We start from the raw sequence: 26,192 nt of genomic DNA, 5'->3' as shown, positions 1-26,192 counted from the left end.
GGCCGTGCGCGCCACCGGCTCCGGGATCGCGCGGGCCGCCCGGGTGCTGCGGCCGCGGCTGCCGCGCGGCCTGGCGCTCGCGCTGCGGCGGCGCCGGCGGGGCGCGCTCGCGCGGCGGCTCGCGGCGGACACCCGTACGCCGGTGATGGTGCGGCAGGCGCTGCGCGAACTGATCCCCGCCGACGCGGCGGACGCGGAGCGTCCGGTACGGGTCTACAGCGTCCTGGCCGAACCCACGAAGCTGCTCGCGTCGGTGTCGGGGGCGCACACGGCGCCCGTGCCGTGGACCGCGGTCGAACCGAATCGCTGGGAGCGCACCGGACTGCCCTCCGTCATCGAGGGCGATCCGGCGGCCGACGTGACGCTCGCGCTGCCGCACCTCGCCCGGATCGGGGTGAGCGAGCGGGGCGCGCAGGTCATGGTGGACCTCGGGCACATCAACGGCGCGCTGAGCGTCAGCGGTGACCTCGTCGTCGCCCAGGACACCGTGGCGGCGCTGGTGCGCGGGCTGCTCGAACTTCCGCGGCAGAGCACGGTGGTGGTGTCGGTGGATCCGGGCGCTAGCGCCCTGCCCGGCCTCAACGGTCTGGTCCGGGTCCGTTCCCTGTCGGAGGTGAAGGGCAAGGCCCCCGAGGAGATCCTCAACTCCGCCGAGGAACTGGGCGTCGGCCTGGTGCGTGGCGCCGCCCGTACGGGCGAGGTCACCGGCTTCGTAGTCCTCCAGGACGCGCCGACCGCCGAGGCGGCCCGCGCGCTCGCGGACCTCACCGCGCCCGAGGGCGGCGGCTGGATCGTGCTGACGGTGGGCGACGTACCGGGGGCGCACTGGCGGTGGTACGCGGAGAACGACGGCAGCGTCGACCTGGGCGTACTCGGTCTGCAGGTGGTCGTTCCCACGCAGACGTTGGCGGGGGCGGGCACGGGCCGGGTCTGACGGCTCGCGACCCGGTAAAAGATTTTCCCGGGAATTGAACCTCCCCGCCACAGCGGCCGTTTTCACAGTGACAGTGACCGGCCAGAAGGAATTCCGGGACCAGAAACTCCGCCCCGGCAGTCGGCCGACTCCTCCCCTGCTGCCGGGGCGGGCCATTACTTCAGCACTTCAGCGAAAAGCAAATTCTCCAAGACTTCCGAAAGAGGGATATCCATGCGTAAATTCACCTACGTCCCGGTCGTATTCACACTCGCCGCGGTCATGCTGACGGCGGCCTGCACAAGCTCCCAGGGCACGGCGGCGACCACCACCGGCTCCGCCGGGCGCGCCGCCGCGACGGGCAACGGTGCGCAGCCCTCGCAGGCGGGCCGCCTCAGCGTCTGGAAGAGCCGGCAGTTGGGCCCGGTCGTGACGGACGGCGCGGGCTTCACCCTTTACCGCTTCGACAAGGACACGGCGAAGCCGCCCGCTTCCAACTGCGCGGGCGACTGCGCCGCGGCCTGGCCGCCGGTGCTCGCCGACGGTGCGAAGGCGGGCCGCGGCGTGGATCCCGGGCTGCTCGGCTCGGTGAAGCGCGCGGACGGCACGAGGCAGCTGACGCTCGCGGGATGGCCGCTGTACCGCTACGCGCAGGACACGGCGCCCCGGCAGACCCGCGGGCAGGGCGTCGGCGGCACCTGGTTCTCGGCCGCGCCCGACGGCACGAAGGCGAAGGCACAGGCGCAGGAGGCCCCGAGCGAGCCGAAGGACCTGCCCGCCCTGTCCACGGTCGACGACAAGGAGCTCGGCACGATCGTCCGCGACGGCAAGGGGCGTACGCTCTACCGCTTCACCAAGGACACCGCCTGGCCGATGAAGTCCAACTGCCGGGGCGCCTGCCTGGAGAAGTGGAAGCCCGCCAGGCTCGTCGACAAGAAGAACATCAAGGGCATCGACCCGAAGCTGCTCAGCCCGTACACCCGCTCCGACGGCACGAAGCAGCTCAGCATCGACTGCTGGCCGCTCTACTGGTACACCGGCGACGAGAAGCCCGGCGACGCCAACGGCCAGGGCGTGAACGGCACTTGGTTCACCGTGCGGCCCAACGGCAAGCTGGCCAAGTAGTCGCGCAGGCCCGGGGAGCCGAGGCGGCGGTGGCTGACAGGGTATGTGCGTCACGGCCGTTCCCCCATTCCGATGAACCCCGGGCCCGTCGGCGCCGTCCCGGACCCGGGGCTGGGGCGCTGCCCCCATGGCGCAGTTCGAGCAGTTGCACAGCTCCGTCCCCGGCATCGCCTCCGCGATCGAGCGGATGCGCGTGTTCAGCTCCGCCCGGCCGCCGGTGGGCGGGGCCGAGGACGGGGTGGCGGTCTTCAACCGCATCTATCTGGCGGTCACCGAGACCGTCCGGCGGCAGATCGACGGCGGTGCGTTCCCGGACCGGCCGGCCGCCACGCTGGACGTGCGGTTCGCCGAGCGCTACCTGTCGGCGGTCGACGCCGAGGCGGCGGGAGAGCGGACGCCCGACTGCTGGCATCCGCTCTTCCAGTACCGGCACCATCCGGGCGTACGGCCACTGCAGTTCGCCCTGTCCGGCATCAACGCGCACATCGGCCACGATCTGCCGCTCGCCGTGGTGGACACCTGCCGCACGCTGGGCTGCGCCCCGCCGGATCTGGACGACGAGTTCGACCGGGTGGGCGATCTCCTGCTGATGCTGGAGGAGCGGATCCGGGAGGATCTGATGCCCGGCCCCGATCTGCTGGAACTGGCGGACCCGCTCACCCATCTGTTCGGCTCGTGGAGTCCGGAACGGGCCCGCGAGGCGGCCTGGTCGACGGCGCTGGTGCTCTGGCGGCTGCGTGAAGTGCCTCCGCATGCCGAGGAGTTCCGCCGTCGGCTGGATGCGGGGGCGGGGCTGGTGGGGCGCTTTCTGCTCACTCCCTGCCGCTGACGGCGGGCCCCTACCGGGAGGAGTCGCCGTACACCCCTCCTAGAAGCAGTCGCCGTACCAGTGGACCGCGCCGGGTGCCGTGACCGTGGCCCGCACCGATTCCTCGGTGGCGTGCAGCGGGCGTGCCATGCCCACGCGTTCGGTCACCCGCCAGGTGTCCGCCAGCAGTACCGGCAGCGCGGCCCGGATCCCGGGACCGTCGGGGAGCCGGACCCGGGCCCGGCTCAGCCCGGCCGCCCGGCCCCGTTCACCGGCGGCGGCGAACAGCCCGCCCAGGCTCTCGGGGGCGCCCGCGAACTCCCGCACCTCCAGGTACTCCCCCTGGTGCTGGGCCACCAGCCAGCCGGCGAGCGCCCCCGACGCGGGGTCCTGGGCCACCAGCGACCGCTCGACCGGCCCGTACCAGGCGGGCACCCGCACCGCCCAGTCCTCGGCGGCCCGCACCGAGCTGAGCGGCCGGTCCGCGTTGTACGCGCGGTGCAGGGCCGCCACCTCGGCGGCGTCCCGCACGGTGGCCGGGCGGACCCGGAGCTCCCCGGCGGGCTGCGAGGGCGCGAGTGTCCCCTCGGTGTACGTACTGCCGAACTCCTGCCATCCCGAGCCCCGGTAGACGCCCGGCGTCCCGGTGAACAGCAGCGACCAGGCGCACCCTTCGGCCGTCATGGTGTGCTCCGCCGCCTCCAGCAGCCGGCGCACCAGCCCCTGGCCGCGGGCCTCGGGGCGGGTGGCGACGCTGCCGATGCCGCCGACCCGCTGCGGGGTGCCGTCCGCGTCGCGGATCAGCCTCGGTACGTAGACGACGACCGCATCTATCTCCTCCCCCTCGGCGCTTTGCGCGACGAAGGTGTGGCGGTGGCGGTCCGGATCGAGGGCGTGCAGGTCGGCGATCTGCGGGGCTTCGAAGCAGCGCCGCCACAGCGTGGCCAGCGCCGGGTCGTCGGCCGGGGTGGTGGTGCGGATCGTTGCGGTCACAGGGTCAGGTTCCCGTCCGTGCGTGCCTTGTCACCGTTGGCCGGCATCGCGCTGCGCTTCGTACCGTCCTCCACGCACGCGGTGTGCAGAGCCGAATCCAGGGCGTCCGGGTCGAGGTGGAGCGTGCCGCCGGTGAAGCGGCTGCCGGTCGCCGCGTAGTGGTTCGTGCCGTCGGCGATGCGGACATGGGCGGTGTCCGGGCCGGAGGCGGAGCTGCTGAGACCGTTGATGTCCCAGGTGGTCCGCCCCTCGCCGACGGCCCGGCCGAGCAGGGCCTTGGCCTTGTTGCTGCCGGTGAGGCGGGCGCCGCCGGTGACGGTGATCCGCTGGTCGCGCACGGCGCTGAGTTCGATGCCGGTGTTCTCGTAGCTGCCGCCGTCGATCCGCAGATCCGCCGAACCGACCGAGAGCGGGGCCGCGTTCTCGGCGCCGGTGACCGTGCAGTCGGTGAAGTGGACGGGGCCCGCCCCGCGCAGGATCGCGCCGTCGACACCCTTGAACGTGCAGCGTACGAAGTGCACGGGCGCGGTGACCGGGGTCTGGACGAGGACGGCTCCGGCGGGGGGCTCGAAGGAGCAGTCGCTGATGGTGGTGGGCCGGGTGGAGCGGGCGGAGCGCTGGGCGACCGCGAAGGTCTTCGCGGTACAGCCGCGCACCTGGGCGCCGTCGGCGTTGACGGTGAGGGTGCCGGCCTGGTCGAAGGTGGGGCGGGCGATCACCGTGATGTCTTCGAGGGTCAGGTCGGTGATCTTGGTGTTGGCGGTGAACCAGGAGCAGACATGTCTGCGCACCGTGATCCGCTTCGCCGAAATCCCCCACTGCGCCCCGGAGTTGGCGATGTCCATCAGGCCGGAGTTGCCGTCGAAGAGCAGATCGTGCTCGTACTGCCCGTGCGTGGTGAAGGGGTTGCCGCCCGCGTCGTCGCCGTCGCCGTGGCAGTTCACGACGGTGCAGTAGGCGGAGGCGGTGAGGTCGTTGAGATGGCGGACATTGCTGGTCGTGCAGTCCGCGACCCGTCCGTACAGGCAGTAGATCTGCTGGGTGAGATAGCCCGCGCCGCCGTACTCGACGGTGGGCGGGTTCTTCAGGGAGCAGTCCTCGGTGCGGAAGCGGGTGCACCAGCGGCGCATGATGACCGGCCAGAAGGTACCGGTGGCGTGGATCCCGGAGACGTCGCAGCCGACGGCGTACTCGAAGCTGACGGGGTGGGAGCCGGTGTACTCGTCGGGGCCGGCGCCCTCGAAGACCAGATTGCGGATGTGGGTGTTGTGGACCGGCTCGATGCGGGTCCAGGTGAGGTTGCGGCCCGCGGCGAGTTCCCAGCCGTTGAGGTAGCCGATCCGGATGTGGTCCGCGTCGATGATCTCGGTGATCTCGACCAGCTTCTGCAGTTCGCGTTCGTCACCGCCGCCGCCCGTGACCGGATCGACCTGCACGGCCCACCACTGGCCGACCTCGAACGCCTTGGCGTCGGGGACCGGGAAGGTGTCGGTGAGCTCGATGACCTTGCCGGAGAGCGCGTGCTCGACGGTGGTGTCGGTGACGGTGCCGCGGAAGGAGAGGACGGCGCCGAAGGGGTTGTCGTGGGTGTTCTTCTCGATGCCTTCGGTGCGTATGCGGTGGCCGCCGAAGTCGAGTTCGATGTCGGAGCGGTTCCAGAGGTGGCGTTTGGTGAGGAGGAGGTCGGTGTGGGCCTCGATGCGGTGGACGCTGTTGTCGGCGATCATCGCGTCGAGGGCGGCGTCGGCGGGTTCTTCGGCGTCGAAGTGGCCGAAGGTGCGGAAGTCGAGGGTTCCGGTATGGAGCTGGAGCCAGCGGCCGGTCTTCGTGTTCTGCGGGGCGATGACGGTGCCGCCGTTGTGCGCGGCGGTGGACTTCTTGTCCCAGCGCACGGCCATGGCGCCGCCGTCGCCGGGGGTGCGGTAGCCGGCGATCAGGACCTGGGTGCCGTCGTCGAAGGGTCTGGTGTTCAGCGCGCGCAGCGCTGCGACCGTGTCGACACGGAGCACCTCGCCCGTGTGCGACGGTGCGGCCTGGGCGGAACCGCCGGCCACGGCCGAACCGGCCATGACCAGACCGGCCAGACCCGAAGCCCGAAGAAGATTCCGACGAGACGAAGCAGAGGGCAGAGCGGGGGACGATGCATTGACGGACATGGCGGAGGCGCTCCTCGCGTAGTCGATGCGTGCTCGGTGAGAACCGACTGCCGGTCGGTCGCGGTCAGATCGTGTTGCGGTACGGCGGCATGAAGCGCATACGGGGCATCTGGTCCGCCAGCACTCCCCCGTCGACGACGATGCGCGCCCCGGTGAGATACGCCCCGGCGTCCGAGGCGAGCAGCAGCAGCGCGCCCACGCATTCGTCGGGCTGCGCGTACCTGCCGAGCGGGATGCGCTCGCGGTACGCGGATTCGAAGGCCTCCCGGTCGAAGGGGAATTCGCCGTCGATGGGGGTCTCGACCATGCCGGGGGCGAGGGTGTTGGCGGTGATGCCGTGCGGGGCGAGCTCGACCGCCAGGGTCTCGGTGAGCAGTTGGGCGGCGGCCTTGGAGGCGTTGTAGTGGGCCAGGCCGGCCTCCGCCACCAGGGCGTTCTTCGAGGTGATGGTGATGATGCGGCCCGCGACCGAGTCCGCCGTCATGTGTTCGGCGATGCGCTGGCTAAGGAAGAAGACGGCGTCGACGTTGACCCGCATGATGTGCGACCAGCTCGCCGGGGTGATCTCGTTGAAGCGCTCCAGCGCCGCGGTGCCCGCGTTGTTGACCAGGATGTGCAGCAGGCCCGCCTCGGCGCGTACGGCGTCGACGAAGCCGGGCAGCGCGTCGATGTCCGCGAGGTCCTGACCATAGGTCCGGCACCGGCGGCCGAGTGCCTCGATCGCCGCCGCGGTCTCGGCGATGCCCTGGGCACCGGGCAGGTCGACGAGGACCAGATCAGCGCCGGCCTCCGCGAGGCCGACGGCGAAGGACCGGCCGAGGCCCCGGGCGGCCCCGGTCACGACTGCGGTGCGGCCGGTCAGATCGAAGCGGTCGGTTCCGCGGGGCGGGACGGCTGCGGTCATGGCGGGGTTCCTCCAGGCGGAGCGGTACGGAGAGGGGTGTGTCGGCTCCGGTACTGATCGCCGGAGGGGTCCGGGCCGCCGCGCTGGGACACATGGGTGATGGCGCGGCGGCCCGGCTGCCGGTCGGTACCGGGCGACAGGGGGATGACCCCGGCACCGTACCGGCAGGTTCGGGGTAACGGCCGGATCAGCCGGTCAGGCCGAGCAGGTCCAGCGACGGCCGGTGGATGATCTCCTCCACCGCGTCCGCATCCAGCGGCGGCAGTCCGGGGATACCGGGGATGCGGGCGATCTCCCGCAGCCCCTTCACCGAGTCGTCGACCGTCGTGAACGGGTAGTCGCTGCCGAACATCAGCTTGTCGAAGACCCCGTAGTCCTGGACCAGCCGGAGGCTGTGCCAGAGCTGGAAGGGCCGGTAGTGCAGGGCGCTGATGTCCGCGTACACATGCGGGTGCTTGCGGATGACCGCGATGCACTCGCCCTCGAAGGGGTGGCCGAGGTGGGCGAGGACCATCCGCAGTTCGGGGTGGCGGATGGCGACCGCGTCCAGGTGACGGGGCATTGCCCACTCCAGCGGCGCGTTCGACACAAAGGTCGTGCCGGTGTGGACGAGGAGCGGAAGGCCGTGCCGTTCGGCGTAGCCGTACAGCTCGTCGTACTCCTCGGCGGCCGGGTCGAAGCCCGCGTACATCGGCATCAGCTTGATGCCGCGCAGGCCCAGTTCCTGGTGCCCGTAGCGGAGTTCGTCCTGCCAGCCGGGCTGGGTGGGGTCGAGGGAGAGGTAGCCGATCAGCCGATCGGGGTGCTGTCCGGCGTACGAGGCGACGGCGTCGTCGTCGACCCAGAGGCCGCTGCGGCGCGCCTTGCCCCCGACGACGATCGTGCGGGTGCCCTCGGGTGCCGTTGCCGCGTACTCCTCCCACTTCACCGTGAGGTCGACCTCGCCCGCGTGGGCGCGGGCGGAGTCGGACTTGAACGGGTCGGTGAAGTCGTGGCTGTGCCGGAAGAGATGTGAGTGGACGTCGACGATCATGTCCGGTTCCGCTTCTCCCAGCCGTCCGCGAACATGTTCCAGAAGCGGTGGCTGGGCGGGTGTTCCTCGAAGACTTCGTCGACGAGCTCGACTCCGATTCCCGGGGCGGTCGGCAGGCCGATGTGGCCGTCGATGATCGGGAGGGTGCCCTTGAGTGCGTCGAAGACGTAGTCCTCGAGGAGTCCGTCGAAGGTTTCGAGGATCTTCAGGTTGGGGATTCCGAGCGTCGCGTGCACCGAGACGGTGGTGCACAGCGGCGAGTTGGAGTTGTGCGGGGCCACGAGCATGCCGTGGGTATCGGCAATCGCGGCGAGTTTCCTGACCTCGGTGAAGCCGCCGGCCATCGAGAGGTCGGGCTGGATGATGTCGACCGCGTTCGTGGCGAAGAGCTGCTTGTACTCGTAGCGGTTGTGGAAGTGCTCACCGCCGGAGATCGGGAACGCCGCGCGCCGGCGCAGTTCCGCGTACCGCTCGATGTGGGTCCACGGCATCGGCTCCTCGAACCAGCCGATGTCGAAGGGCTCCAGTTCCCGCACGAGGCGGGCGGCGGTCGGCATGGCGAACCGGGCGTGGCCCTCGATGAACAGGTCGATGTCCGGCCCGATGGCTTCGCGGACGGCGGCCACGAGAGCGATGGAGCGGCGCAGTTCGGCGCGCTCCAGCTCGTGCAGCCCGGGGCCGAACGGGTCGAACTTGAGGGCGGTGAAGCCCTTCGCCACGGTCTCCTTCGCCTTGGCGGCGAAGGTCTCGGGCTCGCGTTCGCCGGTGTACCAGCCGTTGGCGTACACGCGTACCTCGTCCCGGCAGGCGCCGCCGGTCAGCCGGTATGCGGGGACGCCGAGCGCCTTGCCCATCAGGTCGTACATCGCCTGGTCGAGGCCGGACAGGGCGATGCCGCCCATGTCGCCGCCGCGCAGGAAGTCGCCCTGGTAGACACGGAGCCACAGCTCCTCGATGTCGAAGGGGTCGGCGCCGATGAGATGGCGCTGTGCGAGGGCCTCGGTGAGGGCGCAGACCTCGCTGACCCGGTAGGGGTGGGTGATCTCGCCGATGCCGGACAGGCCCTCGTCGGTGTGGACCCGGACATAGCCGAAGTCGCGCCAGGAGGTGCCGAGCATCAGGGTCTCGACCCGGGTGATCCGTCCGGCGGGGCCCGCGGGGCGGGTGCGGTTGACAGTGAGCATCAGCGGGTCGCTCCGCCCATGGTGGAGGTGTTCTCCAGGTCGCGCGCGCCGCCGTCGGCGAGAACGGCCTTGACCGCGGCCTCGGTGCCCTCGATCAGACGGTCCACGTCGGTGTCGGTGTGGGCGTAGCTGATGTGGCTGCGCTTGAGGTTGAGCGGCAGTTCGAACAGGCCGTGGTCGAGGAGTTTGCGACGGTAGCCGACAAACAGCGAGGCGTCGTTGTTCAGCAGGTCCGCGTAGGTACGGGGGGTCTCGCCCGGCATGAAGTAGCTGACGAAGACGGAGCCGTAACCGGTGACGACGGCGGGGACGCCGAGGCGCTCGTACAGTCCGGTCAGTTCGCTGCGGACACGGTCGCCGAGCCGGAAGACGTGCTCGTGGACCGGCTCCTCACGCAGCTTGCGCAGGGTGGCGAGGGCGGCGGCGACGACGGACGGGTGGCCGTTGTACGTACCGGCGAAGAAGGCGGGGGCGCCGGGGCGGGTGGAGAAGAGGTCCATCAGGTCGGCGCGGCCGCCGATCGCGCCGACGGGGGCGCCGTTGGCGATGGCCTTGCCGAGGGTGGTGAGGTCGGGGGTGATGCCGGAGATCTTCTGCCAGCCGCCGATGTCGTGGCGGAAGCCGGTGATGACCTCGTCGAAGATCAGGACGCTGCCGGCCCTGGTGGTCTCCTCGCGCAGCGTGGTGAGGAACTCCTGGTACGGCAGGAGCGCGCCGACGTTGTGCGGGACGGGTTCGACGATGACGGCGGCGATGTCGGAGCCGTGCTCGGCGAAGGTGCGGCGGACGGCCTCGCTGTCGTTGAAGGGCAGGACGAGGGTGGCTTCGAGGACCTCGGGCAGGATGCCGGTCGAGATCGGGTCGTGGCCGCCGACCATCGAAGAGGCGGAGATGACGTTGAGGCTGACCGCGTCGTGCCAGCCGTGGTAGCAGCCCTGGAACTTGACGACCAGGCGGCGGCCGGTGGCGGCGCGGGAGACACGCAGCGCGTGGAACGTGGCCTCGCTGCCGGTGCTGGTGAGCAGCACCTTCTCGATCGACGGGATCAGCTCGGTGAGCTGTTCGGCGAGGAGGACCTCGCCCTCGGTGACGCCGACGCCCATATGGCCGAGGGTGGCGCCGGCCTCGGCGGTGGCACGGGCCACGTCGGGGTCGTTGTGACCGAGCAGGGGCGGGCCGAACGCCGAGTGGAAGTCGGTGTACTCGCGTCCGTCGGCGGTACGGAACCGTGCGCCGTCGGTTCCGGTGACGACCAGGTCGGTCAGTCCGGGAACGCTGCGCTGACCGCTGTTCACTCCGCCGGGTACGACCTGGCGGGCGCGCTCGGCGAGTCGGGCTCCGGATTCGTTGCCTACCGGGCCTGAACTCATATCGCTTGCTCCTTGCGTCGAGAGTCGTCGGTTTTCGCAGGCCCTGCCCGGCCTGTGAGTCCCTGGCGCCATCCGCCCGGCAGTCGCCGCAGGAAGAGGGTGATCCGTGGTGCTTGGGTGGTGCGTTTCGTTTTTTCCGAACACTGTTCTGTAGAGCAGAACAGTGCCTGGATATTACGTGCGGCGCCAGGGCCGGTCAACCCCTTTCCGGACACCGAAAGGCCTGTTTCCAGGCCTTCTTCACAGAGAAAGCGCAACTGACCCACCTGGAGGCACTAGGCTGTTCTGCTATGACGAACAGTGCTGCCCCAGAAGAACCGAAGTACTGGGTCAAGAGCGTGGCCAGGGCAGCGGACATCCTCGAAGCGCTCGCCGCCCCCGCGCAGGGGAACGGCCTGAGCGTCACGGAGGTCGGCCAGGCCTGCTCCATCTCCAAGAGCGCCGCCTTCGGCATGCTCCAGACCCTGCGCGCCTACGGCCTCGTCTCGGACGACGGCGAGGGCATGAACCGCCGCTACCGGCTCGGCATGAGCCTGGCCCGGCTCGGCGACCGGGCCCGCTCCCAGGTGTCCCTGCGCGGGGTCGCCCACCCCGTTCTGCGCGAGCTCACCCGGACCACCGGCATGGCCTCCAGGCTCGCCGTGCCCGAGGACGGCCATGCGGTCGTCGTGGACCAGGTCGAGCTCGACCAGCGCGTCCGGCTCGATCTGCGGATGGGGCAGCGCGAGCTGCCGCACTGCACGGGCCTGGGCAAGGCGCTGCTCTCCGCCGTGCCGCAGAGCGAGGCCGCCGCGGTCGTCGAGCGGTTCGGGCTGCCCCGTCGTACGTCCCGCACGATCACCGACCCGGCCACCTTCCTGTCGCATCTGCGCGACATCGCCCGAGTCGGCTACGCCCTGGACGACGAGGAGGACGCCGAGGGCATCATCTGCATCGGCGCGCCGGTCTTCGACGACCGTTCGGTGTGCGCCGGAGCCATCTCCATCACCGGCCTCAAGCTCGGTCTGCCGGCCTGGCGCTACCAGGAACTGGGCGGCCAGGTACGGGACGCGGCAAGGCGGATCAGCGTCTCGCTGGGCTGGGTCGACGACGCGGAGGACGACACATCCGACACCGACACATCGCATTCCGACGGATTCGGGTCTTGACCAATCGGCGTAACCCGCCGTAGGTTCCCTGCCAACCGCGGTGACGCTCACTCGTCACCGCCGATTTACCCCCTTCCGGTCCGCTTCCGACGCCTGCCCACCGCGTCGTGAACATCCGACGGCCGGACCCTTTTTCAGCCATCCGCCTCATGGCAGTCCACCGCAGGAACGCTCCCTCATTTTCGGCACTTCTCGGAAGGCGAAGTCCGCATGAGCGTTCCGCACCAACACACCTCCGCTTCGTCCCGTCGTACTCTGTTGCGGGCTTCGGGGCTGGCCGGTCTGGTCGTGGCCGGTTCGGCCGTGGCCTCCGGCCCGGCACAGGCCGCACCGTCGCATGCAGGCGACGTGCTGCGTGTCGACACGGTCGCCGAGCTGCGCGCGCTGAACACCAAGCCGCTCGACGACGGAACCCAGGTCCTGGTCGCCGGCCACCACACCCCCGGCGACGGCGGCGCGATGGCCGTGCGCTGGGACCGGAAGTCCGACGCCGCGCACAACGGCGGAACGGTCATCGCACCCACCACCACAAAGACCGGCCGCTGGCTCCAGCTCCACACCGGAACCCTCGACTTCCGCACCTTCGGCCACTTCGACGCCGAAGAACCCGCCGACGCCGCCCTCGACGCGATGATCGCCGACAACAGCGTCCACCGCATCGAGGCCCACACCGACCTCCTCCTCACCAAACGCCACCTCTGGAACCGCTCCGACATCGAACTCGACTTCGGCGGCCACCGCATACGCACCGAAGGCATCGAGAAGAACACCCACGACAACCCCTTCGGCGCCGTCCTCTCCTTCCGCGGCACCGTCACCGACACCACCGTCGAGCACACCCTGAGCGCGGCGATGCCGGATCTCTCGGACCTCTTCGAGGTCGGCGACTCGGCGAAGTTCTCAGTCGGCCAGTGGTGGGCCGTGGAGATCAACGCCCTGTCGGGGAAGTACGAGAAGGAGATCCAGCGTCTCGTCCAGGTCACCGATGTCGTCGACCCGACGCACATCCGGGTCAACTACCAGATCGGCTGGGACCTGGCCGCCGGCCGCACCCTCACCTGGACCCGGATCGAGCCCGTCGACCGCGCCCACGTCCGCAACCTCGTCTTCGAGGGCTGGGGCGAGGACGAGATGACCGGCTCGCACCCGGTCGCATACGAGTACGCGGTGCGCTGCGACGTCTCCGGAATCGAGGCCATCGGCACCTTCTGGCCGGTGGTGATGCGCCGCTGGTGCACGTACTACCGCACCGAGCAGTGCTCGCTGACCAACCCCAAGTCCGTCACGTACGGCGGCGCCGGCTACCTCACCCAGCAGATCTACTGTCTGTACGGGCACGTCGAGGACTGTCACACCTCCAACGCCCGTCATCTCAACGACTTCACGGCCTCCGCCTACTGCTATGTCACCAACTGCCACGGCGACGGTGACGACGAAGGCCCGTTCGTGACGCACGGGCAGTTCGAGCACGACCTCGTCTACACCGGCAATTCCGGTCTGATGACCTTCGCCAACTCCGGTGCGGCGTGGGGCGGCAGGGCCAAGCGGATCACGGTACGCAGACACGCCTGCTCCTGGTTCGTGGCCCGCGTGAAGATCACCGATCTGACGCTGGAAGACGTACTGGTCATCGGCAAGAAGTCCCTGGCCGGCTCGGGAATGCTCTGGGTCAACGCCGACGGTGTGCAGATGCGCGGCTGTACGGCCTCCGGCCCGCTGATCGTCTCCCGGGCCTCGGACCTGTCCGCCCGCCCCAATGTGATCGCCGACTCCTCGTTCGCCTTCGCGGCGGGTGCGGAGATAACCCAGGCCGGTGTCACCGTCCCGCTCACACTTCAGCGCAGCACGCTGAAGGGCGTCGACGGCGCGGTCTTCAACGGCACCGGGCCGCTCGTCCTGGACCAGTGCGCCCTGACCGGCTCCAAGGACACCGCCCCGGTCTCGCTCGCGCACGCCGACATCACCGTCCTCGGCGGCGAACTCCGCGACACCGGACTCAAGTTGACCTCGACGAAGAACCAGCGGCTGCGCATCGACGGAACGCGCCTGACCGGCACCAACAAGGACGGCGCCCTGCTGGCCCGTACCGGCTCCGGACGGACCGTCGACTGGCAGCTCACCGGCCTCGACTCGACCGCCCCCGAGGGCACCGCCCATGTGCTGGTCGCCGAGGGCCCCAACCGCTACCGGGCCACCGGCTCCACCTTCACCGGCGGCCGGCTCGAACTGCGGCCGGCGGCGTTCAGCGGCAACTCCAGCCATCTGCTGCACACCGGCTGCGTAGAGGACGGCACCGAGCGCACCGCGCTGCCGGACGAGGGCGACCGCGTCGCCCACACCGCGGCCACGCTGCGCTTCTGACCACTTGGGCCCTTTCGTTCGGATCATGCCGGGCTCGATCCAGACGAAAGGCCCTCACCCATCGAGTACCAGGGATTCCCCGTGTCCACGCATACCCCGATCACCGGCCGGCCCGTACGGGTCGCGCTCGTCGGCGCCGGCAACCGCGGTCTGACGTACGCCGAGTGGATCAAGGCGCACCCCGAGCGCGCCGAACTCGTCGCCGTCGCCGATCCGCGCCCCGCGGCGCGGGCCGCCGCCGGTGCACCCGTCGAATTCGACGACTGGCGGCCGCTGGCCGAGAACCGCATCGCCGACGCCGTCATCGTCGCCACCCAGGACCGTTTCCATGTGGAGCCGGTGCTGGCCCTGGCCGAGGCCGGATACGCGATCCTCGCCGAGAAGCCCCTCGCCCCGACCGAGGACGAGACCCGGCGGATCGTCGAGGGCGTGGAGCGGGCCGGGGTCCTCTTCGCGGTGTGCCATGTCATGCGGTACACCCCCTACACCGACCTGGTGAAGGAGGTCGTGGACTCCGGCGTGCTCGGTCAGCTGGTCTCCCTCGACCATCTGGAGCCGGTCGGCTGGTGGCACTACGCCCACAGTTATGTGCGCGGGCCGTGGCGCAGCGAGAAGGACTCCTCCCCGATGCTGCTCGCCAAGTCCTGCCACGACCTGGACTGGATCACGTATGTCATGGGCGGCCGGATCGAGCAGGTCACCGGTTTCGGCGGGCTGAAGCACTTCCGGCCGGAGAATGCTCCGGCCGGGTCCGCCGACCGCTGTCTCGACTGTGCCGTCGAGTCCGACTGCCCGTACAGCGCGCTGAAGCTGTACATGCCGACGCTGCGTGAGAAGGGCGCGGTCTGGCCGGTCACCCATGTCACCGAGGCGACCGACGAGGCCGGGCTCGTGCAGGCGCTGCGCGAGGGGCCGTACGGCGTCTGCGCGTATCGCAGCGACAACGACGTGGTCGACCACCAGGTGCTGGCGATGCAGCTGACGGACGGGGTGACCGCGACCTTCCAGATGGTGGCGTTCACCGAGCAGACGCATCGGCAGACCCGGATCTTCGGCTCGCACGGCTGGCTGATCGGCGACGGCGAGCGGGTCACCGTGCAGGACTTCCGGACCGGCGAGAGCACCGTCCATGAACTCGGCGCCTCCGGTTCGAACGCGGCCGACGGGCACGGCGGCGGGGACGCCGCGCTCGTCGAGGCGTTCGTCACCGCCGTCGCCACCGGTGACGCCGGGGCCGTCCGCTCCGGTCCCGCCACCTCGCTCGGCAGTCATCTCGCGGCGTTCGCCGCCGAACGCGCCCGGCACACCGGCACCGTCCAGACGGTGCCGGCCAAGTGACACCCCCTCTCCCCCGCCCCACCCTCACGTCCTCGGAGGACCACCTCATGTCCCGTCTCCTCACCCGCCGTTCCAGAGTGCGTGCCGTCGCCGCCCCCGTCCTGGCCACCGCGCTCGCCGCCGGTGTGCTGGCCGGCTGTTCCGGCAGCGGCAGCGACGACAACACCGTCACCATGTGGACCTACCCGGTCATCTTCGACGAGGCCAAGAACAAGGCGTACTGGGACGGCCTGGTCAAGGCGTTCGAGAAGGAGCACTCGGGCGTCGAGGTGAAGGTGGAGACCTTCCCGTGGGCCAACCGCGACACCGCGCTGGCCACCGCGATCGCCTCCGGCAAGGGCCCGGACGCGGTCTACCTGATCCCGGACCAGCTGCCGAAGTACGCCAGGAGCATCGTCCCGGCCGACGACTACATGCCGGCCGACGCCAAGTCGGACTACACCGACTTCGCGCTGAAGTCCGTCACGGTCGACGGCAAGGCGCTCGCCACCCCGATCCTGACCAGCGCCAACCCGCTGATCTGCGACAAGCGGGTGTTCGCCGCGATCGGCGAGAAGAACTACCCGACGAACTGGGCGGACCTGGAGGCGCTGGCCCCGAAGCTGAAGGCGAAGGGCTACTACGCCACCAGCTACAGCGGTGACACCCAGCAGACGCTGAACATGACCTTCTACCCGCTGCTGTGGCAGGCCGGCGGCGACGTCTTCTCCGAGGACGGCAAGAACGTCACCTTCAACGACGCGGCCGGCGTCAAGGCCCTGACGTATCTGAAGAAGCTCGTCGACGGCGGCTACACCGACAAGGACCTGGTCACGACCACGCCCAAGCTGGAGCAGACCCCGACCGCCAAGGGCAAGATCGCCTGCACCTGGCAGAACACCCCGGCGGACGTGGAGCCGTTCTGGGGCAAGGAGAACATCGTCGTCCAGCCGCCGCTGAAGGACGTCGAGTCGGTCGGTTACGGCACCGTGGGCGCACTGTCGATGCTGAAGGGCGCCGACAAGAAGAACACCGGCGACTGGCTGAACTTCGTCGCCGAGTCGAAGAACGCGGCCGGTCTGCAGAAGGCCGCGGGCTACTTCCCGGCCCGTAGGTCCGGCGGCGACCTGTACCCGGACGACGCACTGCAGACGGCGGTCGGCGCCACTCTGCCGAGCATGACGGTGGGCCCGCTCCAGGACAAGGCCCGTGAGGTCCAGGGCGTGCTCGCGCCGGAGATCCAGGCGGCGCTGCTGGGCAAGAAGAGCCCGCAGGAGGCGCTGAACGCCGCCCAGAAGGCCGCGCAGGCGATGCTCGGCCGCTGAATCATCCGCGGGGCCGGGGTCCGGCCGCACCCGGACCCCCCCCCCCCCCCCCACCCCCCCCAAACACCCCCACCCCCCCAGGAAACCCCGCGACGTGGCGGGGGCGCACCTCACCCCCCCCACGACGCCCGCCCCGCGTTTGCGGGGCCGCTTAAACACCCGCGGGGCGGGGGCCCGCCCCCACCCGCCCCCCGCCCCCGCCCCCTCCCCGCAATTCCCCCCGTACCGCAAGGAGATCCCCGTGGCAGTCGTCGCGGAACCCACCCGCCGGGGCCGTCGCAGCGGGCCGCAGGCGCGCCGCGAGGCCCGGATCGGCCTGCTCTTCGTCCTTCCGTGTTTCCTGCTCTTCCTCGCCTTCCGGTTCGGTCCGGGCGTCGCCGGTGTGCTGATGAGCTTCACCGACTACTCCCTGACCGGCGGCGGCAGCTTCATCGGACTGGACAACTTCACCCGCCTGTGGGACGACCCGCTGTTCTGGCAGGCGCTGAGGGTCACGGTCCTCTACACCGTGCTCGCCGTGCCGGGCACGCTGATCGCGTCGGTGTCCCTGTCGCTGATCACCCGCCGCGCGTTCCGCGGTGCCAAGTTCTTCCGTTCGGTGTTCTTCCTGCCGGTCGTCACCTCACTGGTGCTGGCCGCCACCGTGTTCGTCTGGATCTTCTCGACCGGCGGCCCGTGGTCCACCCTGATGGGCTGGTTCGGGATGTCCGAGGGCTCCTGGCTCTCCGACGACGTGCTGGTGCTGCCCGCGCTCGCGATCGTCGGTGTCTGGTCCCGCTTCGGGTACGGGATGCTCATCCTGCTGGCCCGCATGCAGGACATTCCGCGGGAGCTGGAGGAGGCGGCCCTCACTGACGGTGCGGGCCCCTGGCAGCGGTTCCGGTACATCGTGCTGCCGCAGCTCAAGCCCGCCCTGTTCTTCCTCGCGGTGATCGAGACGACCGCCTCGTTCCAGGTCTTCGACGCGGTCTACACGATGACCGGCGGCGGCCCCGCCAACGCCAGTTACACGCTCGTCTTCCAGCTCTACGACGCGGGCTTCAAGTACTTCGACCTGGGTTACGCCTCCGCCATCGGTGTCGCGCTCTTCGTGCTGACCGTGGTGGTCGCCGTGATCCAGCGGCTCGTGATCGGGAAGGACCAGTGACCATGACCGCAGCACCCGCCAAGACCGAGACCCCGCCCCCGGGCAAGGCTCCCGCGGCCCCCGACCGGGCCGCTCGCCGCGCCGAACGCAAGCTGCGCAAACTCTCGGAGCAGGACACCGTCCCGCACGGAATGCGGCCCACCCCGGCCGGCCGGATCGCACGCGCCGCGCTGCTGACGGTGGCCGCGATCGTGACGATCTTCCCGTTCTACGCGATGGTCGTGCTCTCCCTGAAGCCGTCCGCGGCGGTCGAGTTCCCCGGCAGTCTGCTGCCGTGGCCGCTGACCGGCGAGGCGTACGACACCGTCATGAACGCCCAGGACGTGCCGCGCTGGCTGGTCAACACCCTGATCTACTCGGTCGTTTCGGTCGTCGGCGTGCTGCTTCTCGCCTCACTCGCGGGGTACGCCTTCGCCAAGAAACGCTTCCCGGGCCGGGAGACGATGTTCTGGTCGTTCCTGTCGATGGTGATGGTCCCGTACCACGTCACGATGATCCCGACATTCGCGATGATCGCGAAGCTGGGCGGCGTGGACACGTACTGGGGACTGATCGTGCCGACCCTGGCCAACGCCCAGGCGGTCTTCCTGATGCGCCAGTTCATCCAGGGCCTGCCGGACGAACTCTTCGAGGCGGCCCGGCTCGACGGCTGCAACGAGTGGCAGATCTTCTACCGGATCGTGCTGCCGCTGCTGAAGCCGATCCTCGCCACGCTCGGCGTCTTCGTCTTCCTGTGGCACTGGAACGACTTCCTGTGGCCGCTGGTCATCGGCCAGTCCACCGACATGCGCACCCTGACCGTCGGCATCGCCTCGCTCCAGCAGCAGAACGTGCCGCTCAATGTGGTGCTCTCCGGCTCCGTCATCGCGTTCGTGCCCATCTTCGCCGCGTACATGGTGGGCCAGCGCTACTTCACCGAGGGCGTCACCGCGTCCGGAATCAAGGGATAGCTACGAATGTTCACCGATGAGGCCGCTCTCGAAGAGCGGCTCGCCACCCCCTCCCCCGCGCTCATCGCCGACCTCGGCCGCCTCGAAGGCGATCTGCTGGTGCTCGGCGCCGGCGGCAAGATGGGTCCCAGCCTGTGCCGGCTGGCCCGCCGGGCGCTGGACACCGCGGGACGTACGGATGTGACCGTGTACGCGGTCTCCCGCTGGTCCGACAAGTCCGCCGCCGACGAGCTGGAGGCCGCCGGGGTCTCCACCGTCGCCTTCGACCTGATGGACCCGGCCGCCGATCCGGCCGAGCTGCCGGACGCCGGGAACGTCGTCTTCATGGTCGGCGCCAAGTTCGGCTCCGCCGGAGCGCCTTCGCACGCCTGGGCCGTGAACGCCGCGATGCCGGACCGGGTGGCGCGCCGCTGGTCGGGTTCGCGGATCGCCGCGTTCTCCACCGGGAATGTGTATCCGCTGGTACCGGTCTCCTCCGGCGGATGCACCGAGTCCGACCCGGTCGGCCCGGTCGGCGAGTACGCCATGTCGTGTCTCGGCCGTGAGCGGATCTTCGGCCATGCGGCGCTGACCCGTGGCACCAGGGTCGCCAACATCCGTCTCAATTACGCGGTCGATCTGCGCTACGGAGTCCTTGCCGACATCGCGTACCGCGTACAGGCCGGTGAACCCGTCGATGTGACGACCGGTCATGCCAATGTGGTGTGGCAGGGATACGCCAATGAGGTCGCTCTGCGTTCCCTGCTGCACGCCACCGACGGCGAGGCGTTCACACTCAACCTCACCGGTCCGGAGACCGCGTCGGTGCGCCGTATCGCCCAGTGGTTCGGCGAGGAGTTCGACCGGGAGCCGGTCTTCGCGGGCGAGGAGGCGCCCACCGCACTGCTCTCCGACGCAAGTCGCTGCCATGCTCTCTTCGGGTACCCGGATGTCGCTCTGCGCACCCTGGTCGAGTGGCAGGCCGACTGGCTGCGCCGCGGGCTGCCGCTGTCCGGCAAGCCCACCAAGTTCCAGGTCCGTGACGGAAGGTTCTGATCCACTCCATGTCCACTCCCTCCCTCCTGTCCACCCCCGCCCTGGACGCGCTCGCCCACGGTGCCGTGATCCCCGCCCATCCGCTCGCCCTGCACGCCGACGGCTCCTTCGACGAGCGCCGGCAGCGTGCGCTGACCCGCTACTACCTCGCCTCGGGCGCGGGCGGAGTCGCCGTCGCCGTACACACCACCCAGTTCGAGATCCGCGAGCCGGAGGTCGGTCTGTTCCGGCCGGTTCTGGAGCTCGCCGCCGAGACGATCGACGCCGAGGCCGGCCGGCCGTTCATCAAGGTCGCCGGTGCCTGCGGATACACGGCGCAGGCCGTCGCCGAGGCCGAGACCGCCGCCGAGCTCGGCTATGACGCGGTGCTGCTCAGCCCGGCCGTGCCCGGTGCGGACGAGAAGGGTCTGCTGGAGCGGGCGCGGGCAGTCGGCGAGGTGCTGCCGGTGATCGGCTTCTATCTCCAGGAGGCCGTCGGCGGCCGGTACTTGTCGCCGGGCTTCTGGTCCGCTTTCGCCGATCTGCCGAACACGGCCGCGGTGAAGATCGCCCCGTTCGACCGGTACCGCACCGCCGATGTCGTACGGGCGGTGGCCGCCGCGGACCGCGCCGACGAGGTGGCTCTGTACACGGGCAACGACGACGACATCATCGGTGATCTGCTCACCCCGTACGAGACGGCGGGCGGCACACCGCGCTGGTTCGCGGGCGGCCTCCTCGGCCAGTGGGCCGTGTGGACGAGCTCCGCGGTGACGCTCCTCGACGACGTCCGCAAGGCGCGCGGCGGGGACCACGAGGCGATGGTGCGCTGTCTGGCGCGCCGCTCCGAGCTGACCGATGCCAACAGCGCGGTCTTCGATGTGCGCGGCGCCTTCCGCGGCTGCATCGCCGGGGTGCACGAAGTGCTGCACCGCCAGGGTCTGTTGGCGAACATCAGGTGCCTGGACCCGGCCGAGACGCTCTCCCCCGGGCAGACGGAGGAGATCAGCCGGGTGGCCGCGGCCTACCCTTGGCTGACCGATGACGCCTTCGTTTCGGAGCACCTCGATGCCTGGCTCTCCTGATCCTGCCGGCCGCCCCCGGGTGGTAGTCGCCGTACCACCGGGCCTGCGGGCCCAGTTCTTCACCGCCGAGGTGTGGCGGGAGCTGGAGCGCGCGGCGGAGCTGACGGTCCTGGACGACCATTCCGACCGGGCGGCGGTGGCCGCGGCGCTGCCCGGCGCCCGCGCGCTGATCACCTCGTGGCGGGCGCCCAAGGTGGACGCCGGACTCCTCGCATCGGCCGACCGGCTGGAGCTGGTGGCGCACACCGGTTCGGCGGTCGCGCCCTATGTCACCGAGGAGGTGTTCCGGCGGGGCATCCTGGTCACCCAGGCGGGCGACGAGATGGCCCGCCCGGTCGCCGAGGTGGCTCTCGCGTTCACGCTCTCGCTGCTCCACCGCATCCAGCGCTTCGACCACGCCCTGCGCGGCGGGCTGGAGTGGGCGGCGGCGAGCGAGGCACCGCCCCGCCACGAGATCCATGGCAGCGACATCGGCGTGATCGGCGCCTCTCGCACCGGACGTGCCTACATCGGCCTGGTGCGGGCGATGGGGGCGCGGGTCAGCGTCACCGACCCGTACCTCTCCGATGCGGACGCCGAGGCGCTCGGCGTGAAGTCCGTACCGCTTCGGACTCTGCTGTCGCGCAGCAGGATCGTGGCCGTGCACGCGCCGGTCACCGAGGAGACCCACAGGATGATCGGCGCCGAACAGCTGGCGCTGATGCCGGACGGGGCGGGCCTGGTGAACACCGCCAGGTCGTGGCTGGTCGACGAGGACGCACTCCTCGCCGAGCTGGCATCGGGCCGGCTGGACGCGGCAATCGATGTCTTCGACGCCGAGCCGCTGCCCGCCGGCCACCCCTTCCGCTCCCTGCCGAATGTGCTGCTCACCCCGCACCAGGCAGCAGGCAGCGTCGAGTGCCGGCAGCGGCTCGGAATGAGCGCCGTCAACGAGGTGCTGCGGCTGCTCGCCGGACGCCCCCCGGTCCACGCGGTCACCGCCGACGCCCTCACCCGTCTGCACTAGCGCTGTGCGGCGGATCAGGACCGGAAGAGGCCCTGATCCCTGTCCAACCCCCGTACCTGTCAGGAGAGTTCAACCGTCATGCGACTGATGCGCATCGGCGAGCCGGGCCATGAGCGCCCCGTTGCCATCTGCCCCGAGGGCCGTCACCACGACCTGTCCGGCATCACCCACGACATCGACGGCGCGTTCCTCGCCGCGCTCGCCGACAATCCGCACCTGATCCCCGCCGAGCCGGCGCTCCCGGAGATCGACATCACCGGTCAGCGGATCGGAGCCCCGGTGGCCCGTCCCTCCGCACTGCTCTGCATCGGCCAGAACTACGCGGCCCACGCGGCGGAGTCGGGTGCCGAGCCGCCCGCGCAACCGATCCTCTTCTACAAGTCGCCGAACACCGTGGTCGGCCCGTACGACGACGTGCTGATCCCGCGCGGCTCGAAGAAGACCGACTGGGAGGTGGAGCTGGCCGTCGTCATCGGCCGCCGGGCCTCCTACCTGGACTCTCCCGCCGACGCCGCCGCACACATCGCGGGCTACGCCGTCAGCAACGACGTCTCCGAGCGCGCCTTCCAGCTGGAGCAGTCGGGCGGCCAGTGGTCCAAGGGCAAGAGCTGCGCCACGTTCAACCCGCTGGGACCGGTACTGGTGACGGCCGACGAGGCCGGTGACCCGCAGCAGCTGCGGCTGCGCAGCTATGTGAACGGGGAGCCGAGGCAGGACTCCAGCACCGCGGACATGATCTTCAGCGTGGCGCATCTGGTGCACCATCTGTCGCAGTATCTGGTGCTGGAGCCCGGCGACATCATCAACACCGGTACTCCGCAGGGTGTGGCGCTGTCCGGCCGCTTCCCCTACCTGGGTCCGGACGATGTGATGGAGGTCGAGATCTCGGGCCTGGGCCGGCAGCGCAGCGTCTGCCGGCCCGCGTAGCTCCGAACGGGTCTCGGACCGGCCGGTCTCAGACCGGCCGGCAATTGGGGGGCGGTCTCAGTCCTCCGGGAGTTCGACCGGGGCGATGTCGTCGAAGACATCGCCGGGGCCGGGGTTCGTCGCATCGGTCGCGCCGCCGAACTGGGTCATCACACCCCACACGGCGTTGAGTGCAGTCTGTACGGCGCCCTCGGCCCATCCGGCCGTCCAGGAGATGTCGTCGCCCGCGAGGAACAGACCCCGCCGGTCGGCGGGCAGCCGGTCCTGCATGAAGTGGGTGAACAGCCGCCGTTGGTAGCGGTAGTGACCCGGCAGATTGGCCTTGAACGCACCCATGAAGTAGGGCTCGTTCTCCCATGAGACCGTCACCGGGTTGCCGATGATGTGCTTCCTGATGTCGACGTCCCGGTAGATCTCGCCGAGCGACTTGAGCATGACGTCCATGCGCTCGTTCGGGGAGAGCGGCAGCCATTTCAGACTGTCGTCGCACCAGGTGTACGAGAGGCAGATGACGGCCGGCTTGTCGGGCCCGTCGTCGAGGAGGTAGGTACCCCGGGTCATCCGGTCGGTGAGCGTCATCGACATGGTGTCCCGCCCTGTCGGCACCCCACTGTCGTCGACGGCCTCGTCCAGCCAGAACGGCCGGTCGACCGGGACGAACAGCTTGGACGACTCCATGTAGTGGGTGCGCTCCATCGCCGTCCAGTGGTCGATCGGGAAGAGCGCGTCGTCGCAGTCGATCTTCGAGAGCAGCAGCCAGGACTGCCCGGTGAAGATGGCGGCCGGGTAGGTACGGATGTCGCCGGTGGCGTCGGTGACGGTGATCCGGTTTCCGGCGGTGCGGTTCAGCCGGGTCACGGCGGGGCGCGGCTCGCCGTCGTGCAGCGAGGACAGTGACGTGCCGAGCGGCCAGTGGACGATCTTCTGCGGTTCGCGGTCCCAGAGCCGCAGCGGGAGCTGCTGGCTGCCGCCGACGATGCCCCGGTGGTGGTCGTCCGCCTCGGTGTAGACGACGCGCAGGATCTCCAGGATGGAGTTGGGGAAGTCGGTGTCCCAGCCGCCGGTGCCGAAGCCGACCTGGCCGAAGATCTCACGGTGCCGGAACGACTTGAAGGCGTCGGAGTCGCAGAGGAATCCGTAGAAGGTCTGGTTGTCGAGCTTGTGGACGAGCTTCGCCCAGATCTCCCGGATGCGGGGCACATCGCGTTCGCGCATCGCGCGGTTCATGTCGGAGAAGTCCGCGCCCTCGTCCAGACACCGGTTCCAGGCGTCCATCACATCGCGGTAGACCTGCGGCAGATCGGCGATGGTCCGCGCGTAGTGCGACTCGCCCTTGAGGTCGACGACGGTCGACGGGGTGGCCGGGGAGAGCGGGTTGGGGAACGGCTTCGTCTCCAGGCCGACCAGATCGATGTAGTGCTGAAGAGCGGTGGAGGACGGCGGGAAGCGCATCGCGCCCATCTCGGCGGTGAGTTCCGGATCGCAGCCGTCGAATCCGACAGTGCGCAGCCGGCCGCCGATCTCGTCGGCTTCGTAGACGACGGGCTTGAGCCCCATCTTCATCAGCTCGTACGCGGCCACGATGCCGGAGAGCCCGCCACCGATGACGGCGACCTCGGTGCCGTGCCCGGTCGCCGGTATCTGCCCGATCCCCGCGGGGTGTGCCAGGAAGTCGTCGTACGCGTAGGGGAAGTCCGGCCCGAACATGGTGATCGGCTCAGCCGCGTCGGTGTGCTGGACGGCGTTGGGCACCGTGGACGTCATGGGGTACGGACTCCTTGCACGAAAAAGGTGGAACGAGGGGTGGCGGGCTCAGACGAGGGAGCCGTACAGACCGGGGCGGCGGTCGTTCAGATACGGGTTGGCGGCGCGCGACGCGCTCAGGAACTCGGGGTCGACCTCACCGATGACCAGTTCCTCGCCGCGTCCGGCGCGAGTGCGGACGGTGCCGTCGGGACCGGCCAGGCAGCTCAGCCCGACGAACTCGAACTCGCCTTCCGGACCGGTCCTGTTGACGTACGCCACGTACATCTGGCTCTCGAATGCGCGGACCGGTACGACGGACTCGGCGACGAACTGGAAGGGGTGCATCTGCGCGGTGGGCACCAGCAGCAGATCGGTGCCCGCGAGGGCGTGCGAGCGGACGTTCTCCGGGAACTCGACGTCGTAGCAGATCATGATCCCGATGCGTACACCGTCCAGCTCGGCCTGGACGACGGGCTGCTCGCCCGGGGTGAACCACTCCTGCTCGAAGCAGCCGAAGAGATGGGTCTTGCGGTAGTTCGCGAGCGCCGACCCGTCCGGCCCGATGAGCTGCGCGGCGTTGAAGATCTGCTCGCCCGCGCGCTCCGGGTAGCCGTAGAGGACCGCGAGCCCGTGCCGTGCGGCGATCTCGGCGACGGCCCGGGCACAAGGCCCGTCCGCCGGCTCGGCCAGCCGGGGCACATCGGCCCCGATCGCGTACCCGGTCAGGAACAGCTCGGGACAGACGAGCAGCCGAACCCCGGCGTCCGCCGCCCGCCGTGCGGCTCCGTCGAGCGCCTTGATGTTCTCGTCCACATGCCCGGGTCGTCCGGAGCTCTGGAGCAGGGCGGTACGCAACGGCGGCATGGCTGACCTCGGGCGGTGCGGGCGGGGCGGGGACGTATTGACGGTACGGTCCGCCACTCGAACCGGACAAGGCGCGACCGTTGCGCGTGCACCGTCGATCCATTGCGCGCCGACGGCCTGTGGCGGCGATTCATTGCGCTCGACGTCTTTGCAGGTCAAGCAGGTGACCCAGGTCTCAGCCCGACGCCTCGCCGAAGACCCGCAGCCCGGCATCACCGGCCCGCCCGGAAACTGCCGGCCCGTCCGTCGATCGAGGACGGGGCGGCCGCCGGACGCAGCCCGGCGCCCTACTCCGGCGACCCCGACGAGTACCGCCGCAGCAATGGCGACAGCACGAGCACGGACTTCGTCCGCTCCACATACGGCTCGCCCGCAATCCGCTCGAGCACCTGCTCGAAGTGGCGCATGTCCGCGGCGAAGACCTGCACGATCGCGTCGGCCTCCCCCGTCACCGTGGAGGCCGACGCGATCTCCGGATACCGCGCAAGCCCCTGTTTGATCGCCTCCGGCGACGTATTGCGGCTGCAGTAGATCTCGATGAATCCCTCGGTCTCCCACCCCAGCGCCGCCGGGTCCACCCGCACCGTGAAGCCGGTGATCGCGCCCTCGGCGCGCAGCCGGTCCACACGGCGTTTCACGGCGGGCGCGGACAGACCGATGAGCGCGCCGATGTCCGCGTAGGAGCGCCGGGCGTCTTCGGCGAGGGCGTGGACGATGCGTTCGTCGAGGTCGTTCAGGCGCACTTCGGGTGGTTCACTTCTCTGCGATGGCCGGCGTCGGGGGCGGCAGGGTGCCGCCCCCGAAGTAGACCATGGC

General features: G+C 70.1%; 22 protein-coding genes. 13 read left to right on the top strand and 9 right to left on the bottom strand.

Going from position 1 to position 26,192, the window contains the following annotated elements:
- The 3 genes from ACFVYE_RS07105 to ACFVYE_RS07095 all read left to right on the top strand — a co-directional run.
- Positions 1–934, top strand: a 934-nt coding sequence (locus ACFVYE_RS07105) for a hypothetical protein (RefSeq protein WP_389604441.1), incomplete at its 5' end; no start/stop codon positions are given.
- A 213-nt stretch (positions 935–1,147) separates the two neighbouring features.
- Positions 1,148–2,038 carry an SCO0930 family lipoprotein gene (locus ACFVYE_RS07100; protein ID WP_389604439.1) on the top strand — a complete coding sequence of 297 codons (891 nt, stop codon included), beginning with the start codon at positions 1,148–1,150 and terminating at the stop codon, positions 2,036–2,038.
- Positions 2,039–2,165: 127 nt separating this feature from the next.
- Positions 2,166–2,867: a DUF5995 family protein gene (locus ACFVYE_RS07095; RefSeq protein ID WP_389604437.1), complete on the top strand. Its 702-nt coding sequence runs from the start codon at positions 2,166–2,168 to the stop codon at positions 2,865–2,867.
- A gap of 39 nt (positions 2,868–2,906) precedes the next feature.
- Here the strand turns inward: ACFVYE_RS07095 and ACFVYE_RS07090 are convergent, their stop codons facing one another.
- The 6 genes from ACFVYE_RS07090 to ACFVYE_RS07065 form a co-directional block, all read right to left on the bottom strand.
- On the bottom strand, positions 2,907–3,839 hold the full coding sequence (locus tag ACFVYE_RS07090; RefSeq protein WP_383975964.1) for a GNAT family N-acetyltransferase: 933 nt from the start codon (positions 3,837–3,839) through the stop codon (positions 2,907–2,909).
- Complete coding sequence (locus ACFVYE_RS07085; RefSeq protein ID WP_389604435.1) at positions 3,836–5,995, bottom strand: peptidase C14; 2,160 nt, start codon at positions 5,993–5,995, stop codon at positions 3,836–3,838. Before ACFVYE_RS07085 ends, ACFVYE_RS07090 begins: the two co-directional genes overlap by 4 nt.
- A 64-nt stretch (positions 5,996–6,059) precedes the next feature.
- Entirely contained in the window at positions 6,060–6,899 is an 840-nt protein-coding gene (locus ACFVYE_RS07080) for an SDR family NAD(P)-dependent oxidoreductase (RefSeq protein WP_383975960.1), read from the bottom strand.
- A gap of 187 nt (positions 6,900–7,086) precedes the next feature.
- Positions 7,087–7,932: an amidohydrolase family protein gene (locus ACFVYE_RS07075; protein ID WP_383976869.1), complete on the bottom strand. Its 846-nt coding sequence runs from the start codon at positions 7,930–7,932 to the stop codon at positions 7,087–7,089.
- Positions 7,929–9,116 carry a mandelate racemase/muconate lactonizing enzyme family protein gene (locus ACFVYE_RS07070; protein WP_383976871.1) on the bottom strand — a complete coding sequence of 396 codons (1,188 nt, stop codon included), beginning with the start codon at positions 9,114–9,116 and terminating at the stop codon, positions 7,929–7,931. Before ACFVYE_RS07070 ends, ACFVYE_RS07075 begins: the two co-directional genes overlap by 4 nt.
- Positions 9,116–10,486 (bottom strand): aspartate aminotransferase family protein, encoded by a 1,371-nt coding sequence (locus ACFVYE_RS07065; RefSeq protein WP_383976872.1) that lies wholly within the window; start codon positions 10,484–10,486, stop codon positions 9,116–9,118. Before ACFVYE_RS07065 ends, ACFVYE_RS07070 begins: the two co-directional genes overlap by 1 nt.
- A gap of 290 nt (positions 10,487–10,776) precedes the next feature.
- Between ACFVYE_RS07065 and ACFVYE_RS07060 the strand changes: the two genes are divergently transcribed.
- The 10 genes from ACFVYE_RS07060 to ACFVYE_RS07015 all read left to right on the top strand — a co-directional run bounded on the left by ACFVYE_RS07060 (position 10,777) and on the right by ACFVYE_RS07015 (position 22,766).
- Complete coding sequence (locus ACFVYE_RS07060; RefSeq protein WP_383976874.1) at positions 10,777–11,634, top strand: IclR family transcriptional regulator; 858 nt, start codon at positions 10,777–10,779, stop codon at positions 11,632–11,634.
- 210 nt (positions 11,635–11,844) lie between these two features.
- Positions 11,845–13,995: a peptidase C14 gene (locus ACFVYE_RS07055; protein ID WP_383976876.1), complete on the top strand. Its 2,151-nt coding sequence runs from the start codon at positions 11,845–11,847 to the stop codon at positions 13,993–13,995.
- A gap of 81 nt (positions 13,996–14,076) precedes the next feature.
- A complete protein-coding gene (locus ACFVYE_RS07050) occupies positions 14,077–15,333 on the top strand; it encodes a Gfo/Idh/MocA family protein (protein WP_389604431.1) in 1,257 nt (418 codons plus the stop codon).
- 47 nt (positions 15,334–15,380) lie between these two features.
- Positions 15,381–16,637 (top strand): ABC transporter substrate-binding protein, encoded by a 1,257-nt coding sequence (locus ACFVYE_RS07045; protein ID WP_389604429.1) that lies wholly within the window; start codon positions 15,381–15,383, stop codon positions 16,635–16,637.
- Between the two features lie 241 nt (positions 16,638–16,878).
- Complete coding sequence (locus ACFVYE_RS07040; RefSeq protein WP_383978696.1) at positions 16,879–17,784, top strand: carbohydrate ABC transporter permease; 906 nt, start codon at positions 16,879–16,881, stop codon at positions 17,782–17,784.
- 2 nt (positions 17,785–17,786) lie between these two features.
- The gene (locus ACFVYE_RS07035; RefSeq protein ID WP_389604426.1) at positions 17,787–18,734 is read left to right on the top strand and encodes a carbohydrate ABC transporter permease; all 948 of its coding nucleotides are present in this window, start codon (positions 17,787–17,789) and stop codon (positions 18,732–18,734) included.
- A gap of 6 nt (positions 18,735–18,740) precedes the next feature.
- Positions 18,741–19,769, top strand: coding sequence for an NAD-dependent epimerase/dehydratase family protein (locus ACFVYE_RS07030; protein WP_383978685.1), 1,029 nt, complete (start codon positions 18,741–18,743; stop codon positions 19,767–19,769).
- An 8-nt stretch (positions 19,770–19,777) separates the two neighbouring features.
- Positions 19,778–20,833, top strand: coding sequence for a dihydrodipicolinate synthase family protein (locus ACFVYE_RS07025; protein WP_383978687.1), 1,056 nt, complete (start codon positions 19,778–19,780; stop codon positions 20,831–20,833).
- Positions 20,817–21,839: a hydroxyacid dehydrogenase gene (locus tag ACFVYE_RS07020; RefSeq protein ID WP_383978690.1), complete on the top strand. Its 1,023-nt coding sequence runs from the start codon at positions 20,817–20,819 to the stop codon at positions 21,837–21,839. Before ACFVYE_RS07025 ends, ACFVYE_RS07020 begins: the two co-directional genes overlap by 17 nt.
- A gap of 78 nt (positions 21,840–21,917) precedes the next feature.
- The gene (locus tag ACFVYE_RS07015) at positions 21,918–22,766 is read left to right on the top strand and encodes a fumarylacetoacetate hydrolase family protein (protein ID WP_383978693.1); all 849 of its coding nucleotides are present in this window, start codon (positions 21,918–21,920) and stop codon (positions 22,764–22,766) included.
- A 57-nt stretch (positions 22,767–22,823) separates the two neighbouring features.
- On the opposite strand, the gene ACFVYE_RS07010 is transcribed toward ACFVYE_RS07015, so the two are convergent.
- The 3 genes from ACFVYE_RS07010 to ACFVYE_RS07000 form a co-directional block, all read right to left on the bottom strand.
- Positions 22,824–24,530, bottom strand: coding sequence for a flavin monoamine oxidase family protein (locus ACFVYE_RS07010; RefSeq protein WP_383975329.1), 1,707 nt, complete (start codon positions 24,528–24,530; stop codon positions 22,824–22,826).
- 48 nt (positions 24,531–24,578) lie between these two features.
- Complete coding sequence (locus tag ACFVYE_RS07005; protein WP_389604423.1) at positions 24,579–25,376, bottom strand: carbon-nitrogen hydrolase family protein; 798 nt, start codon at positions 25,374–25,376, stop codon at positions 24,579–24,581.
- A gap of 287 nt (positions 25,377–25,663) precedes the next feature.
- A complete protein-coding gene (locus ACFVYE_RS07000) occupies positions 25,664–26,119 on the bottom strand; it encodes an Lrp/AsnC family transcriptional regulator (protein WP_114243475.1) in 456 nt (151 codons plus the stop codon).
- Between the last annotated feature and the right edge of the window lie 73 nt (positions 26,120–26,192).

This window comes from Streptomyces sp. NPDC058239, from assembly GCF_042882185.1.
Classification (GTDB): domain Bacteria; phylum Actinomycetota; class Actinomycetes; order Streptomycetales; family Streptomycetaceae; genus Streptomyces.
The sequence above is the reverse complement of the archived record's forward strand: the minus strand, read 5'-3'. Positions and strand labels throughout refer to the sequence as shown.

Bases quoted from the DNA above. Each gene is read 5' to 3' on its own strand.
- ACFVYE_RS07100 (WP_389604439.1), top strand. From the start codon at position 1,148: ATGCGTAAATTCACCTACGTCCCGGTCGTATTCACACTCGCCGCGGTC.
- ACFVYE_RS07095 (WP_389604437.1), top strand. From the start codon at position 2,166: ATGGCGCAGTTCGAGCAGTTGCACAGCTCCGTCCCCGGCATCGCCTCC.
- ACFVYE_RS07085 (WP_389604435.1), bottom strand. From the start codon at position 5,995: ATGTCCGTCAATGCATCGTCCCCCGCTCTGCCCTCTGCTTCGTCTCGT.
- ACFVYE_RS07080 (WP_383975960.1), bottom strand. From the start codon at position 6,899: ATGACCGCAGCCGTCCCGCCCCGCGGAACCGACCGCTTCGATCTGACC.
- ACFVYE_RS07075 (WP_383976869.1), bottom strand. From the start codon at position 7,932: ATGATCGTCGACGTCCACTCACATCTCTTCCGGCACAGCCACGACTTC.
- ACFVYE_RS07070 (WP_383976871.1), bottom strand. From the start codon at position 9,116: ATGCTCACTGTCAACCGCACCCGCCCCGCGGGCCCCGCCGGACGGATC.
- ACFVYE_RS07065 (WP_383976872.1), bottom strand. From the start codon at position 10,486: ATGAGTTCAGGCCCGGTAGGCAACGAATCCGGAGCCCGACTCGCCGAG.
- ACFVYE_RS07060 (WP_383976874.1), top strand. From the start codon at position 10,777: ATGACGAACAGTGCTGCCCCAGAAGAACCGAAGTACTGGGTCAAGAGC.
- ACFVYE_RS07055 (WP_383976876.1), top strand. From the start codon at position 11,845: ATGAGCGTTCCGCACCAACACACCTCCGCTTCGTCCCGTCGTACTCTG.
- ACFVYE_RS07045 (WP_389604429.1), top strand. From the start codon at position 15,381: ATGTCCCGTCTCCTCACCCGCCGTTCCAGAGTGCGTGCCGTCGCCGCC.
- ACFVYE_RS07035 (WP_389604426.1), top strand. From the start codon at position 17,787: ATGACCGCAGCACCCGCCAAGACCGAGACCCCGCCCCCGGGCAAGGCT.
- ACFVYE_RS07030 (WP_383978685.1), top strand. From the start codon at position 18,741: ATGTTCACCGATGAGGCCGCTCTCGAAGAGCGGCTCGCCACCCCCTCC.
- ACFVYE_RS07025 (WP_383978687.1), top strand. From the start codon at position 19,778: ATGTCCACTCCCTCCCTCCTGTCCACCCCCGCCCTGGACGCGCTCGCC.
- ACFVYE_RS07020 (WP_383978690.1), top strand. From the start codon at position 20,817: ATGCCTGGCTCTCCTGATCCTGCCGGCCGCCCCCGGGTGGTAGTCGCC.
- ACFVYE_RS07015 (WP_383978693.1), top strand. From the start codon at position 21,918: ATGCGACTGATGCGCATCGGCGAGCCGGGCCATGAGCGCCCCGTTGCC.
- ACFVYE_RS07010 (WP_383975329.1), bottom strand. From the start codon at position 24,530: ATGACGTCCACGGTGCCCAACGCCGTCCAGCACACCGACGCGGCTGAG.
- ACFVYE_RS07005 (WP_389604423.1), bottom strand. From the start codon at position 25,376: ATGCCGCCGTTGCGTACCGCCCTGCTCCAGAGCTCCGGACGACCCGGG.